We start from the raw sequence: 16,014 nt of genomic DNA, 5'->3' as shown, positions 1-16,014 counted from the left end.
ATGACTAGCGAAAACGACGCCCGAATGAACGTCCCCTTCTTTCGACCCTCGATATCCGAACCCGCCATCGCGGAAGTGACTGAGTGTCTCCGCTCGGGTTGGTTGACGACGGGGCCACGCGTAAAACAGTTTGAATCCGAGTTTGCCAAGTTCATTGGTGCTGAACATGCTGTCGCAGTGAACTCGTGTACCGCCGCACTGCATTTGGCGGTCGAAGCCATGCAATTGAAAGCGGGACAGGGGGTTTTGGTGCCGACAATGACCTTTGCCGCCACTGCGGAAATCGTGCTCTATCAGGGCGGTATTCCGATTCTGGTCGATTGCGATCCAGTCACGCTGAACATGGACTTCGACGACGCCGCAAAAAAGTTGGAAGCGGCTCGCAGCGGAGCACTCAAGGGTGCACCGATCGAGGTCGTCGGGTTGATCCCAGTGCACGTAGGTGGATTGATGCTCGACGTCGATCACATCAACGCCTTCGCAAAGCAACACGCATTGTGGGTCGTCGAAGATGCCGCTCACGCCCTGCCATCGGCCTATCGCGGCGACGCGGATCAAGCTTGGCGAATGTGTGGCGAGAACACAGCAGCAGTGACTTGTTATTCGTTTTATGCCAACAAGACCATGACCACGGGCGAAGGAGGGATGGCGGTCACCAGCGACCCGCACTTGGCCGACCGAATGCGGCAAATGTCGCTGCACGGTTTGTCCCATGACGCTTGGAAGCGTTTTCAAGGAAACAGCCAATGGGACTATCAAATCGTCGCCCCCGGATACAAATACAATCTGACCGATCTGGCGGCTGCGATCGGCTTGCATCAACTGCATCGAGTCGAATCGATGCGTCAAGAACGTGAAACCATTGCTGAATTCTTTTTCCAACGACTCTGCGATTGTGCGGAACTCGAACTACCACCGCAACTGGAAAACCGTCTCCATTCTTGGCACCTGTTTCCCATTCGCCTGTGTCTGGATCAATTGAGCATTGACCGCAACGAATTCATTCAATGTTTACGCGAGCGTGGCGTCGGATGCTCGGTCCATTGGCGTCCCCTGCATTTGCATCCCTACTATAAGGAAACGCTGCAGTGGCAAGCATCCGATTGCCCCACAGCAACCCATGTCTGGAATCGGCTTGTCAGCCTTCCGATCTTCCCCGGCATGACCGAATCCGAACAAGAACATGTGGTTCGCGTGGTCACTGAACTGTGTTCGCAATACTCATTGCGACAGCCAGCAGCGCAGACGAATCCGTCGGAAATATAACCCCTGTGTCGAACCAACCCTCTTCCATCGCGATGCCTCTGTTACAGGCGACTCCGGTTCAAACCGCCGCAAAGCGGTGCTTTGACATGTTCGCATCGGGGCTAGGAATCTTGCTTCTTTCGCCACTACTGATTGTGATCGCGGTGATCATACGGTTTACCAGTTCCGGTCCGGTGTTGTTTCAACAAACACGGGTGGGGCGGCAACTGCGACCGTTTAAGATACTGAAATTTCGCACCATGGTTGAGAATGCCCCTTCGTTGGGGCCCGCCATCACCTCGGGCGGCGATCCGCGGATCACCCGTATCGGACGACTGCTGCGGAAAACAAAGTTGGACGAATTGCCTCAATTGTTCAACATCCTCAAAGGGGACATGAGTCTGGTCGGTCCTCGGCCGGAAGTCCCTAAGTACGTTGAGATGTTCGAGGATGACTTCCGACAAATCTTGATCGTCCGGCCGGGTTTAACCGATCTGGCATCGATCAAATATCGAGACGAATCCACTGTGTTGGCCCAGGCCGAAGACCCTGAACGTGAATACATCACCCGGATTCTTCCGGACAAAATTGAATTGGCGAAACAGTATGTTCGTCATTCCTCGATCGCGTTGGATGTGAGGGTGATTTTGCAAACGCTCTTACAACTTTTTCGCTAACCACGATAGCCGCCGCGGTTTTCGGCGATTCACAGACGGTAAGACGCTGCTCGTCGTCTGCTGCATGAGCCATTTTCTGTTTCCGCTGATCTTGTATGCGGGATTCATAGGTCCAACCGTTCCGTTGTTGGCGTTGACCCCCAGTGATCATGACTTTCAATAGCTGTTCTGTTCCGCATCCCGCAACTCTACTGAATGCCAGCTTGATGAATCCATTGCTGCTGCTGGTCTTATTCGTGATGGGATTGATGGTGTCGCCATCAAACGCCGACGACGGAACGGGCGACGCTCGGTCACAATTTGTGTCCGTAGACACATCTCGCTTGATGACGTCGCCCTATCCTTACACGCTTGAAAACGCGTTTCCAAATATGGACTTCGGCGACAAGGGACCGCTGCAGCTGCTAACCGCGCCTCACGATCATGAACATGTGTACGTGCTCTGCCGTGATGGAGAACTTCATCAGTTTGCAAATGATTCATCGGTAAGCGAAAGCAATGTCCTGTTTGACATTTCCCACAAGACGGCTCGCGATGGGGAAGAACAAGGACTACTGGGTTTTGCGTTTCATCCCCAGTATCCAGAGAACGGTGAAGTCTTTGCCTCCTATGCCGCCCGAGCTGAATACGGGACTGCGGCAGCTTACTTTGACTTGACGGTCGCTGGCGTGTTCATTTGCGGGTTGATTGTGGGCAGTGTCATTCCCATTCCTCGCCGACTGGCGCACGCAATCCTTTTAATATGTACTGCACCAATTGCCGGTTTCCTGGTATTTCTTGTCGTTCCAACCGAAGGTTTGACCGCCGGACAGAAGAAATGGATTGCCGTTGGGGTTTTCGTGACTTGTTACACGGTGATTGTATTTGCGTATCGTCTTTTAATGTCACGTAATGAACGTATCGCTCTACACATGGCGGGATTGTGTTGTGGTTTGATGGGCGCTGCGGCAGTCACCGTAATACTAACGCTCGTAACGGCAAAGTTTGTTGATCGATCAAGCGAATCAATCTTAACGTCGCATAGCGCCTTGTTTCAGTCGGAGGTCGCCAACCGCTTGGCGCGACAGACACCAGAACCGCTGAAACACTATTTGCAGACGTTGCTGCTACCTCCCAAAGGCAAGTTAGTCATTTCGCGGTTTCGGATGCACCCCGATGACCCCCAACATGTTGATTTGGCATCGGAACAGCGATTGTTTTCGCTGACGTATCCAAGCCTATCTCATTACGGAGGATCGATCGAATTTGGGCCGGACGGTTTGCTATATCTTGGTACCGGAGACGGTATGAACCAAGATTCGTCTCAAGATCTTGGCACACTCCATGGCTCAATTCTGCGAATCGACGTCGACCAGCGGGATCCTGGTTTGAATTACGCTATTCCCGAGGACAACCCCTTTGCCGACGTAGCCACACGCGGAAACAAACGGCCTGAGATTTGGGCGTATGGTCTTCGCAATGTCTGGCGTTTGTCGTTTGATTCACAAACCAATCGAATGTGGGCGGGCGATGTGGGGCTGAATCGGTTCGAAGAAGTGAATCTGATCCATGGCGGAGCTAATTATGGATGGCCGCATCGCGAAGGACGGTTCCCATACAATGTCGGACACTCGTGGGACATGCCGACACCTTCCCTCGCGGAATCGCAAACCCCTTCGCAATTTGTCGACCCCATCATTACGTATGATCACCGCTACGGACGTGCGATCGTCGGTGGCCGCGTCTATCGAGGTGAGCAATTCCCCGAGCTGCAAGGTGCTTATCTCTATGGCGACTACGCTAGCGGGATGATTTGGGCATCGTATTATGATGGCAACCAAGTCACTCGAACTGTAAAACTGGCAAGTCCCAAGGTGCCGCTTGCCGGGTTCGGCCAAGACGCCGACGGAGAGATGTACGTCTGCGCCCTCGACGGAAACGTGTATCGATTTCGCAAGGTCAACGTCCCCCACGACGAACCGCAGCAGCCCTTTCCGGAACATCTGTCGGACACCGGCCTCTTTTCGTCACTCACCAACCTGACTCCGGTGCCGGGCATGATCCCCTACGAGGTGAATATGCCGATGTGGGCCGACGGGGCAAACCAGCAACGGTATATTGCCTTGCCTGCGGCAGGTCAGGTCGGTTTCTCGGTGAACGAGCCCTGGACCTTCCCCACAGGCACCGTGTTTGTCAACCATCTCTCGATCCCTGTCATGAACGAGGATCAACCGATCCGTCGACTCGAAACACGATTATGGGTTCACGGACACACGGGATGGGACGGCTATACCTATGTTTGGAACGAAGATCAAAGCGATGCATCGTTGCTTGAGCTCCCCGAACCTCGGCCACTGGAAGTTCCCACCGAACAGGGATCTGACCAGAGGCATTGGCACTTTTTAACCAACGAACAATGCAACGTTTGTCATTCCAAAGCCAATGGTTTTGCGCTTGGTCTGAATACACTGCAGATGAACCGAATCGAGCCGGACGGGGATTTGAATCAGATCGAACGGCTTGAACGCTTGGGCATTTTCCAAGATCCACTTCCATTGCCTCCGGCGACCTTACCCTCGTTTGCGGATTGGCATGCACGCGCAGGCAGTATCAAGGAGATGGCGCGGGCTTATTTGGCTGTAAACTGCGCCGTTTGTCATGTCCGTGATCGGCTTGGAATCACCCAAATTGATCTTCGCTACACCACCAATTTGGCACAGATGAAGTTGGTGGGAATACGCCCGCGACGCCCCAAGTCCGAGCGATCGGCCGCGCGAGAATCGTTGGTTGAACCAGGGCATCCCGAGGACTCGGAATTGCTTCGACGTCTCGTCGCGGAAGACGAGGACCGAATGCCTCCGCTGGGTCGAACGATTCTCGATCCCGATGCTGCGGAGGTGATTTCCGCTTGGATCAGCGGGATGCGTGACGATGCCGGAGACTTTGATCCCGAAGTGATGATCGCGATGAAGCCTGAGGTGACTCGGAGCCACGCCATTACCGAGAAGTATGACGCCGAGTACGTCCGTAAACTTGCCGAGGAGGTGCGAACCGTTGGCGACCCCAACGCTGGACGGCTCGTTTTCATGTCCGATACTGCCAATTGCAAATCTTGTCACCATGTGGGCTTAGAGGAACATGCAGACTCTTTCACCAAAGGTCCCAATTTGGCTGGTGTGAGTGTCGATAATTCGTTGGAATCGATTATCGAGTCCGTGCTTTGGCCGCAACGGACGGTGAAGAAAGGATTCGAGTTAACTGCCATTCTGTTGGACGATGGTCGCGTCGTCTCTGGCTACGTCGCGTCCCAAACCGACAACACCATGACGATTCGCGACATTTTGACGGGCAAATCAACGAAGGTTGATAAGGCATCCGTCGAAGAGTTTGGTAGCACTGGATCGGCCATGCCGTTTGGTGTCGCTAACCATTTGACTCGCAGCCAATTACGCAATCTGATCGCCTACCTTGACTCGCTGAACACCCCCCTGGGCGATTCCCAGTCGAGGCATTCATTGTCGTCTCATTCTTCCAGCTTGGAAAATTAGTTAGTGTCAGACATCCGGCATTGCTTTTCGATGCGTTCAACGATGAACGATTTGATGCGTGTGTTCACTTTGGTCGTCCATGCTGTTTAATTCTCTAGCGTTTGCAATCTTTCTGCCGTTCACCTTTGTGTGTTACTGGTGGTTACAGCGGCATTCACTACGAATTCAAAACACACTGCTGCTGCTGGCTAGCTATTTTTTCTACGGCTGCTGGGATTGGCGTTTTCTGGGCTTGATCGCCATCAGCTCTGCAATCGACTTCGTCGTGGGAATCCAACTCGATTCCGCGACGCACCCACGCTATCGCAAGCTACTATTGGCGATCAGCATCATTGCCAACCTCGGCATTCTTGGCTTTTTCAAGTACTACGGATTTTTCGTCGAATCGTTTATCGCGGCATCGGAACGTCTTGGTTTCCAAGCTCACCTCCACACGCTGCAAATCATTCTGCCTGTGGGAATCTCGTTTTATACGTTTCAATCACTCAGCTATACCATCGATGTCTATCGCCGTCATGTGCAGCCAACGCGAGATTGGATCGCCTTCTTTGCCTACGTCAGCTTCTTTCCCCAATTGGTCGCGGGCCCGATCGAACGTGCCGCTCACTTGTTGCCGCAATTCCTATGCAAACGAACATTCGATACCGTTCTTGCCAAAGATGGGCTGCGTCAGATCCTTTGGGGCTTGTTCAAAAAAGTCGTGATCGCGGACAACCTTGCACCGTTGGTCGATGAGAGCTTCGTCAACTATTCACAGCATAACGGCGTCACGCTGTTTTTGGGCGTATTGTACTTTGCGATTCAGATCTATTGTGATTTCAGTGGCTATTCCGATATCGCGATCGGCACCGCTCGGTTGTTCGGTTTCGATTTGATGCGGAACTTCGCCTACCCGTACTTTTCCCGAGACATTGGCGAGTTTTGGCGGCGTTGGCATATTTCCTTGTCAACCTGGTTTCGTGATTACGTGTATATCCCGCTGGGTGGTAGCCGCACGTTATCGAAAGCCCACCATTTGGCGAACCTAATCATTACGTTTACGGTTTCCGGTTTCTGGCATGGCGCCAATTGGACGTTTGTGGTTTGGGGATTTTTGCATGGTCTTTACTACTTGCCGTTGGTAATGACCGGCAACCATAAACGGCACCACGACATCGTCGCCGCAGGACGCTGGTTGCCCAACCTTCGTGAACTGGTCCAAATGGGGTCAACGTTCGCCTTAGTGCTATTGGCCTGGGTTTTCTTTCGTGCCGACTCGATTCCACATGCCTTGGCATATATTTCGCACATGATGACATCCCCCTGGCAGACGCCAAGTTTATTAAAAGGCTTGCCCTTCGTCGCTTTGTTGTTGGCGATCGAGTGGGTCCAACGCGACAAACCACACGCGTTAGAGATCCAGCAGATGCCGGTGTGGATTCGGTGGCCAGCCTATTACAGCCTGATTGCCGTCATGTTTTTATACGGCAACACCGGCCATGTTCCTTTCATCTATTTTCAGTTCTAGATGCAACTTCAATCTCCTACGGAACAACAACAGGATCAACACGCCGCTTGGAAGTTGATCCGACGATTGTTGTGGTTCCTAAGTCCGATCGTGATTCTAGTTCTTATCCCGGAGTTGGCACTATGGAAGACTGGCGAAACATGGCCGGCAAATCACGCGGCGTACAAGCAACAAACCGCCACGGAAGAGACCCTCTATAGCCGAGAGTTTCTATCGCAGCAGTTTGGTGTTTATAAATTCGCCGCCATTCAGTTGCGAAAACCAAAAATCATCGCTCTCGGCAGTTCGCGTGTCATGCAATTCCGCGACTTCATGTTCTCACCACTCGAAGACTCTTTCTACAACGCCGGTGGGATGACCCAAAGCGTGACAGAGCTTAATGAGTACGTTGATCTCCTCGAGAACCAGCAACTACCCCGACCGGAAATTGCGATCATCGGCATCGATCCATGGTGGATCAAAAGCGAGTATCAGCGGGACAAATCATGGCTGGCTCAGCAGGACGAATCGTACCATTTCGCAGCTCATATCAACGCATTGCGAACCCTTGTACGTCGCAACCGGATTCCCGAGCTGACAAAAGCAATCACCCACAGCAACCGCAGTCCCTATTTTGGTTATCGCGCGATTGGCACCGCCCCAATAAAATTTGGAAGTGGCTTTCGAAAAGATGGCTCTTGGCAATACACACCCCAAATCTTGCTAGAGATTGTTGAGACCCATCAGTTTATCGATCGAGAAGACCCTCCGATCATCGAGCGGATTCGCTTTCATCACGGCAATTTTTCCACCCCGGCGACCGTAGATCCGGAAAAAACCTCGCGGCTATTAAGTTTGTTAGAACGTTTGCAAACACTTGGCATTGAAGTGATGGTGCTGCTGCCACCCTATTCCTCGGACTGTATCGACGCTTTGTCCACCGATGCCAATTTGAAGTCATGGTGGGATTTCTATCAAACTCATTTTGTCGACTCGCTTCGTTCCCATGGCATCCACGTGAATCCTGCTGCGTCCCCCAAGGACTTTGGTCTCGATGACACCTACATGATCGACGGATACCATCCCGGCGAAGTGTTCATGGGGCACATTGTGCTGGAACTACTTAGATTGGCACCGTCTGAGAGCATTCTACAGAAGGTCGATCGACAGGCACTACAAACAAAAATTGACTCAGCCTTTTCTCCTCTTGGTTTTGCTTCGCCCGAAAAGGCCCTTAGCGAGAGTCGCGATGCAAAGTCGATCGCATTGATGAGTGACGCTGCCGGACCGTGACTTAGCGGTATCGCCTCGCTCTTTCTTTTCCCTTGAATCACTGAATTTTGACTCGATCAAAATTGGTGCCTAAGGGACAAACACGTTAGGATAGAAGCGGCGACAAAGGGGGGCACGTCACTACTAACGCGGAACATTTCCCGCGTCATGACCATGATCCTCACGTGGCTTTTCAGCCGCAGGAGCCGAGGCATGTTATTCAATCGAAGGGCAAGACAGTCTGCGAGCGTCCGAGCAAGTAGGCGGCGGAAACGGTGGAAGGTTCTCGAGCATCTTGAACCTCGCCTGCTGCTCGCATCTGGAAATCGTGCTCCCATTCTCTCGCACCCCATCTCCGATCTTACGCTCGCATCGGAGGCACCATTCGTCTTCGATCTTCAGCCCGCCGGTTCGGTCGTGTTTGGCTTTGATGTGGGTGGAAAGAATATTGTTGCCACTGATAACTATTTCAGCAGTGGGGTGCAGTTCTTCCAATCGTGGCAAGACGTGACGTTCACTGGCAACACGGTCTTTAACGAGAGCCCGTACCGGGTGGCGCAGATCAGCGATTCTCCCATCAACGGCGCGGTCCCCGGATACACGTGGGACCACAACGCTTACATCACCAATGCCGAGCGTCCCTTTATCATCACCGGCGGTTCGGCAACGACGGACCAATGGCTTACCCGAACCGGATTCGATACCCATAGCACGTTCTCCGATACGCCTCGCGGCACTTTCGCATCGGTGTTACCCAACGAATACGAACCCGGTCGTGGTCACGCAGTGGTCTACAATTGGGATCAACTCGATTCTGTCGATCTCGATCTCTCGTCGCTGGTTCCCCTCGGCGTCTCTTACGAAATCTATAACGTCCTTGATCTAAAGGGAGCCCCTGTGGCTACCGGCGTTTACACCGGTGGCACGATTGCACTCCCCATGACGGATGTAACCTCGCCGATTCCGCTAGGACACAAAGCGGTCGCTCCGTTGGTCGTGCAAAAGGAATTCGGCAGTTTCGTAATCGTTGCAGATGTCCCCGCGATCCCCGCGACCGGGAACGAGTTTTTTGTCTCGACCAGCGGAACGCCGCTGGGTGACGGCAGCCTCAGTCATCCGTGGGACCTCAGCACCGCGATGAGTCATCCCGAGGCCGTTTTACCAGGAGATACGATTTGGATCTTAGGTGGAACCTACACAGGCGATTTCACCAGTATTTTGTCAGGTACGCCGACGCATCCTATCCACGTTCGCGAGTGGCCCAGCGACGAGGTGATTATCGATTTAAATAATGGTTCACCGTCGCGAAGCGAAGTGATCACGATCGAAGGTCAACACACGATTTACCAAGGATTCGAGGTTTTCTCGAGTGACTTGTCATCACGCACCACCTCGATACCAGGATCGTGGCCAGAAGACATCAATCGTGGCAACATCAATGTATTTGGTGACCACGTCAAATTGGTCAACTGGGAAATTCATGATCTCAATAAAGGAGTCGGCTTTTGGGGGCGGGCGGACGGTGGCGAAATCTATGGATCGCTGATTTACAACAACGGATGGTCGGGGCCCGATCGCGAACATGGCCATGGCATCTATTCACAGAACGAAGACTTTGACCGCCGATTTGCTGACAATATATTGTTTAATCAATTCCGGCATGGCATTAAAATCTATGGTTCCAATGCTGCAAGTTTGAAAAACTATCAGTTGGAAAGAAACATTTCCTTCAATAACGGAGCAGCCGGAACCGAGGGATTCACCGGTGCTTGGCAGTATTTTGTCGGAGGTGGATCGCTCGCCGAAAACATTATCGTCGATAACAACTATGCGTATGTCAGCCGCCGTCCGATTCAAGAGCTCGACGCCGGGGACGAGGTTGTCTATACGGCGCAGCAGTCCAACGGCGAACCGTTACCTAACTGGCTTAAATTCTATGGTGATGAAGGTTATTTCGAGGGGACGCCATCGGCCGCCGACATAGGCACGATTGAGATCGAATTGACAGCCACCGACCTACAAGGTGAATCGGTCACCGACCAATTCAAACTGACCGTCACTCCGCCAAACCTCGTCCCCACCGTAGTCGCCCCGATCGAAGACTTGACACTGCTTCGTAATGACCCGATCCATCTGGATACCTCTGCTGTTTTTGACGATCCTGATGGAGACACGCTCTCGTACACGCTGTCACCACAAGCGGGTGGTGTCATTCCGAACTGGATACAAATCGATCCCGCCACGGGTGTCATTACCGGCACGGCCGTCGACGTTGGAACGACGATATTGGAAGTCACGGCGTTTGACGATTCAGGCGATTTTGTTACTGCATCCTTCGCAGTAAAGGTCAGCGATGAATTGCTGGTCAACTTGTTCCCGCTTAACCCGGTCGAAGCGAAACTGGATGGTAGTTGGTGGTCATCGATTGTCGCATCGGACGGGAATGTTTACTTCGGTTCGTCGACGCATGCTCACGACACAGCGGCTCGCATCTTTCAGTATGATCGGGTCACCGAAACCGTGACTCCCGTGGGGCCTGACCTCAGCACGATTGTCGGTGAAGACCCCACCGTCGAAGTGCCACAAGGAAAGCTGCACGGACCCTTTGTCGAATCAGACGGATGGCTTTATTCATCGACGCATTTGGCAAACTATTGGCCCGAAGCGATCGATGCTTACACCGGCGCCCACGTGTTCGGATACCGGCTGGGAAGTGGGCAGGAAGCCAGCGGTCCCGAGTTCGTTGATTTCGGTATCCCTCAATCACGATTTACCACCTACGCTTCGGTCGCGGTGGACCCGAGCGGTCAATACGTCTGGTCCTTCGGAACGCCTTGGGCGGCCGAGGACGTGTCAAACCAGACGGCTCATCTCTACCGAACCCACATTGCCACCCGCACGATCGAAGACTTTGGTGAAGTGATCGCGGGGGAAAAGGGTGCCCGAGCTAGCTTTGGGATCCATGTTGATGATCGCGGTGATGCTTGGCTTGCGCCCCAATTTGGCGGCGACAAACTTTATGTCGCACGAGCGGCAACGCAGACAATCGAATCGTTCGAGCACGCCTTGCCCTCCATGAACGATTCCATGACCCCGGGACAGCGTTCCGCATACCAAGACGGCACTTGGATCCAGTGGGGCACATCGATCGATGGCGAGCGTTTTCTGTTTACGATGGCGGACGACCAAGCCCCTTTTGCGGATCGCTCGGGAGGTTCGCTATGGGAGTTTGACGCCAGCAAAGCGATCGATGGCGATCTCAGCGACGCGTTCCGCGAAATCGCGTGGATCGGTGCCAGCAACCTTGCTGTCACACACAGCGACGACACCGTTTACTTCGTTCGCCGCAACGACGGGGGAAACAACGCCAAAATTGACGGATCCGATGACAACGGCGAGACCTGGAATCCTACGCTCGATACCGGCGTCCGGCTGCATTTATACAGCGTCAATATCAATGATCCCGAGGGCGTGGTCACCGATTGGGGCATGATCACCGATGCCGACGGACGGATACCGTGGCGGATACACAGTGTGTCCGCTGATGCGGCTGCGGGCGAAGTCTACATTTCAGGCGATTGGATCATGAACGAGTCGGATCCTGTCAATTGGCGGACCTTGCGGCATGCGGGTGATACCTCGGCAATCTACACGCGGCTGATCCGTGGCCAGGCGTTTGCTGTTGCGAAGCTGCCCGCGATCGCTGATTTGAAGGTGACAGTCAGCGACCACACCACCACCGTGCTGCCCGAAGAAACGTTGACTTACACGATCGAAGTCACGAACAAGGGCCCTTCGGCTGCAAACGATGCCACGCTCAGCAACACCTTTCCACCGGAATGGCTTGACGTGATGTGGACGGCAGTTGGCAGCGACGGAGCGACCGGATACAGCCCCGCCGGTACGGGTGCTATTCTCGACACCGGACTCCAACTACCGTTCGGGGCAACCATCACTTACACGGTCCACGCAACGGTCGCCGACGATACGCCTCATGCAAAACGATTCATCAACACGGCGAGCGTGTTTGACATCAACGCCACCGACATCGATACAAGCAACAATTTCGCGACCGACAACGACACAATTGTCGTGGACGCAGATAGTCGCTTGGTCGCTCCGGCACATCGTCTAAACCCCTACCAAGCGACGCTCGATGGGCAGACGCAAGGCTCGTTTTTTGCCTCGGACGGAAAAGTCTATTTTGCCTCGTCTACCCACGCACATGACGAAGCGGCGAGATTGTTCCAATACGATCCGGCCACCGATGCTTTGACCGTTTTCCCGCAAAACCTCAGTGAAATTCTTGGCGAAGACGTCACGACGCAAGTTCCGCAGGGAGCGATTCGCAGTATCGCCGAAAGCAACGGATGGCTCTATTTGAGCAGCCAACTCGCAAACGAAGCCAACGAAGCCGAGACCCTCTATACCGGTTCGCATCTGTTCGGCTATCAGCTGGGGACACTTGAAACCGGTAGCCCCGTGTTCCGTGACTTTGGCATTCTTAAAAATCGCTACTCAAACGACTCGGCGGTGGACATCAGCCCCGATGATCAATACGTGTGGACGATCGCTACACCGGTGGCAGATGATGACATCGAAACGGGAGGCACGTACGCATATCGTACATCGATTGCGTCAGGAGTGAGCGAGGAATTTGGTCCGCTTGCGACTGCGGTCATGGCACCGCAAACCGCTTTAGGATTTCACGTCGACGCGCGCGGCGACGCCTGGATCACGGCCTCCTTGGCGGACAACCAACTTTATGTCGTTCGCCACGACACCGGTGTGTTGGAAACGTTTGCCGATGTCCTGCCCTTAATGACCGATTCACAGACGCCGGATCAACCTGGGACGAATCAGGATGGCCGGTGGTGGCACTGGAATCATCAAATCGATAGCGAGCGTTTGCTGTTCACGATGTACGCCGACCCTACGGTCGCACCGCAACATCAAAGCGGCGGTTCAATCTGGGAATTTGACACCAGCAAGATTGTCGGCAACGACTTTAGCAACGCATTTCGCCAAGTCGCCTGGATTGGACCTCACACGTCGGCAATGACCTACAGCGACGGAACCGTGTTTTTTGTGCGTCGTAACGATGGCGTCTCTCAAACGCAAATTGATGCGTTAGCCGATGGCATTTTTTGGGACACATACTCGGATGAAGGAGTGCGACTGCACCTGTACAGCATCGACATCAATGACCCCAGCGGTACGGTCGTTGACCAAGGCATGATCAGCGACAACGAAGGACGGGTGCCATGGCGGATCGAGTCGATGTCCGCGAATCTCCGAGCCGGGCAGGTTTATCTGACTGCGGACTTGGTGATGAACGAAAACGATCCAGACCAATGGAAGTCGCTCCGGCATCGTGGCACGTCTGAGAATCTGTATCAGCAACGCATCCATGGCCAAGTCTTTATGGTCGCGCCGATCACAGTGCCACACGGTGCGAATCTGGAAATCGAGGCGTCCGACTCGATCGATCCCGTAACCATCGGCGACCAAGTTACCTACCATTACACCATCACAAACCATGGTCTCGATCCTGCCACGAATGTCGTGGTCACTAATCCGTTGCCCGAATCGACGACCTTCGTTTCCGCATCAACGCCCCATGACGAAACGGACTCTGTCATCACTTTTAATCTCGGCGACCTTGGCATGGGCGAGTCGACCGAACTATCAATCACTCTGCTGACATCCCAAATTGGCACGTTACACAATACGATACAGGTTAGTTCGGATACCGAAGAATCCATCACCGCTAATAATACGATCACGGCGACCACCACGGTCAACCCGGTCCTCGCCGACCTCGAACTTACGGTCACCGACGCATTGGATCCGCTCGTGATCGGCGACGACATTGCCTACCAATGGACGCTCACTAATCATGGGCCGCGTACGGCATCCAATGTGGTGATCGCCGGTTCGATTTCTCTCGCCGCCAATTTCGTTTCGTCATCCCTTGAGTTCGATATCGAAGATGGTAGTTTTGTGACGCGATTCGATGAGGTCACCGTCGGCCAATCAGTGGTCATCGACCTCGTCGTCACTCCAACTCAGATTGGCGAGATGATTCTTTCTGCGAGCGTCTCATCCGATACGCTCGATCCCAACCCGAGCAACAACGCCGGTTCGGAATCGACCATCGTCGAACCACTCAAAGCAGATTTGCAGCTGATTGTTACAGACGATCTCGATCCTGTACTCGAAGGCGACCAGGTTGTCTATTCGGTCATGCTAACCAATCAAGGGCCCCACGCTGCCACTGACACCATCCTTAGCTCGCCCCTGCCGTCCAACGTGACGTTTGTCTCCTCGACTGCGTCGTGTTCCCTAGAGAACAATGTAATCCGCTGTGATCTAGGCGATCTTTCCAGCGGCCAATCGGAACCGGTTTCGATCGTTGTAGCCTCCACGTTGCCGGGTGAAATTAGTAACGTGTTCTCGGTGACGTCGAGCACGCTCGATCCCGACCCAACCAACAACACGGCCACTGTGACGACGCAAGTCGATCCAATTTTGGCCGACCTAACCGTTGAACTTGCCGACGACAAAAACCGCGTCGCGTTAGGGCAGGAAATCACGTATCACGCCAAAGTCACCAACCACGGTCCTCATCTCGCACAGAACGTTTCTTACACTCAGGTGCTTCCCGCAGGGATCTCATTCGTTTCGGCGACGACGTTGATATCGAATGCGTCTGGAACGCTCACGGGTGACTTAGGAGATTTGCCGGCGGGCGAATTTGTCGAGTTTGACATCGTGGTCACCTCCACGGCATCGGGCCAGATGCCCAGCACCGCTACCGTTCATTCGGACACCCGTGATCCGGACGCGACAAACAATTCGGTATCGGAACTAACGCTTGTGGCTGGCCCGCCTGGGTCAACGGATGTCGTCTTTGTTAGTTTTTCAGACAGCGGCCGAGTGGATAACATCCCCTATGACGACGAAGACATTCTCGCGTTTGACAGCACCACGCAGCAATGGTCGCTGTACTTTGATGGATCCCAGGTCGGTTTGGCCGGCGGCGATATCGATGCGTTTTATATCCACGATGATGGCAGTCTGCTGCTTAGCTTCGATGCGAATATGAACGTCAGCGGTTTAGGGCTGGTTCGCGATTCTGACATCGTCAAATTCCATCCGACCTCGCATGGTGTTTTGACGGCGGGCAGTTTCGAGTGGTTCTTCGATGGATCCGATGTGGGATTGAGCCCCACCAGCGGCGATGTGGATTCCATCAGTTTCACCCCCGACGGACGCTTGCTGGTTAGCCTGCTGGGCAATTACCTTCTTCCTGGACTGCCACTCAGCGGCGACGACCTGCTAGTCCTTAACCAAGGCGTCTATGGCATCGACACGTCGGGGGAATGGGCAATGTACTTGGATGGATCCGAACTTGGCCTCGAGGGAAACAACGTCCAGGGCGTTTCAGTCGACCATGCCACTGGCGAAATTCACGTTACCACCGCAGACACCGTCTCCAGCGGCAATACCCAAGGCAGCAGCAGCGACGTTCTGACGTTTCTCGAATCAATCAGCAGCGAGTCGTTCTACACGCTGAACCAGCGGTTCGATGGATCCGCCCACCGTGTGACCGATGGCCAATCATTCGATGGCCTCCAAATCGGAAAATTCGCCGGTAACGAAGTCTTCGGTAGCGAAGTGATCTACATGAGCCCGGCAAGCAATTTAAATGCCGGTGGCTTTTATGTTGCTGACGAAGACATCGTCTACCACGACACTCGCACCGGTGCCTGGCGGCTCTTGTTCGATGGTTCCGACGTTGGCA

At 53.7% G+C, this 16,014-nt stretch carries 6 protein-coding genes; all 6 read left to right on the top strand.

Going from position 1 to position 16,014, the window contains the following annotated elements; all coding sequences use genetic code 11:
• Entirely contained in the window at positions 1 to 1,266 is a 1,266-nt protein-coding gene (locus ABD971_RS09940) for a DegT/DnrJ/EryC1/StrS family aminotransferase (protein ID WP_345321641.1), read from the top strand.
• 5 nt (positions 1,267 to 1,271) lie between these two features.
• Positions 1,272 to 1,922, top strand: a complete 651-nt coding sequence (locus ABD971_RS09935) for a sugar transferase (protein ID WP_345321639.1) — start codon at positions 1,272 to 1,274, stop codon at positions 1,920 to 1,922.
• A 206-nt stretch (positions 1,923 to 2,128) separates the two neighbouring features.
• The gene (locus tag ABD971_RS09930; protein WP_339940920.1) at positions 2,129 to 5,449 is read left to right on the top strand and encodes a PQQ-dependent sugar dehydrogenase; all 3,321 of its coding nucleotides are present in this window, start codon (positions 2,129 to 2,131) and stop codon (positions 5,447 to 5,449) included.
• Positions 5,450 to 5,528: 79 nt separating this feature from the next.
• Positions 5,529 to 6,956, top strand: a complete 1,428-nt coding sequence (locus tag ABD971_RS09925; protein WP_345321634.1) for an MBOAT family O-acyltransferase — start codon at positions 5,529 to 5,531, stop codon at positions 6,954 to 6,956.
• The gene (locus tag ABD971_RS09920; RefSeq protein WP_345321632.1) at positions 6,957 to 8,228 is read left to right on the top strand and encodes a hypothetical protein; all 1,272 of its coding nucleotides are present in this window, start codon (positions 6,957 to 6,959) and stop codon (positions 8,226 to 8,228) included. It abuts the gene before it with no gap.
• A gap of 396 nt (positions 8,229 to 8,624) precedes the next feature.
• The coding region (locus ABD971_RS09915) for a putative Ig domain-containing protein (RefSeq protein WP_345321629.1) at positions 8,625 to 16,014 on the top strand (7,390 nt) is incomplete at its 3' end.

The organism is Novipirellula rosea, from assembly GCF_039541335.1.
Taxonomy (GTDB): Bacteria; Planctomycetota; Planctomycetia; order Pirellulales; family Pirellulaceae; genus Novipirellula; species Novipirellula rosea.
This window is presented reverse-complemented; position numbering and strand designations above follow the sequence as displayed.

Excerpts from the sequence above, each read along its gene's own strand:
- ABD971_RS09940 (WP_345321641.1), top strand. The coding sequence starts at position 1 with ATGACTAGCGAAAACGACGCCCGAATGAACGTCCCCTTCTTTCGACCC.
- ABD971_RS09930 (WP_339940920.1), top strand. The coding sequence starts at position 2,129 with ATGAATCCATTGCTGCTGCTGGTCTTATTCGTGATGGGATTGATGGTG.
- ABD971_RS09925 (WP_345321634.1), top strand. The coding sequence starts at position 5,529 with ATGCTGTTTAATTCTCTAGCGTTTGCAATCTTTCTGCCGTTCACCTTT.
- ABD971_RS09920 (WP_345321632.1), top strand. The coding sequence starts at position 6,957 with ATGCAACTTCAATCTCCTACGGAACAACAACAGGATCAACACGCCGCT.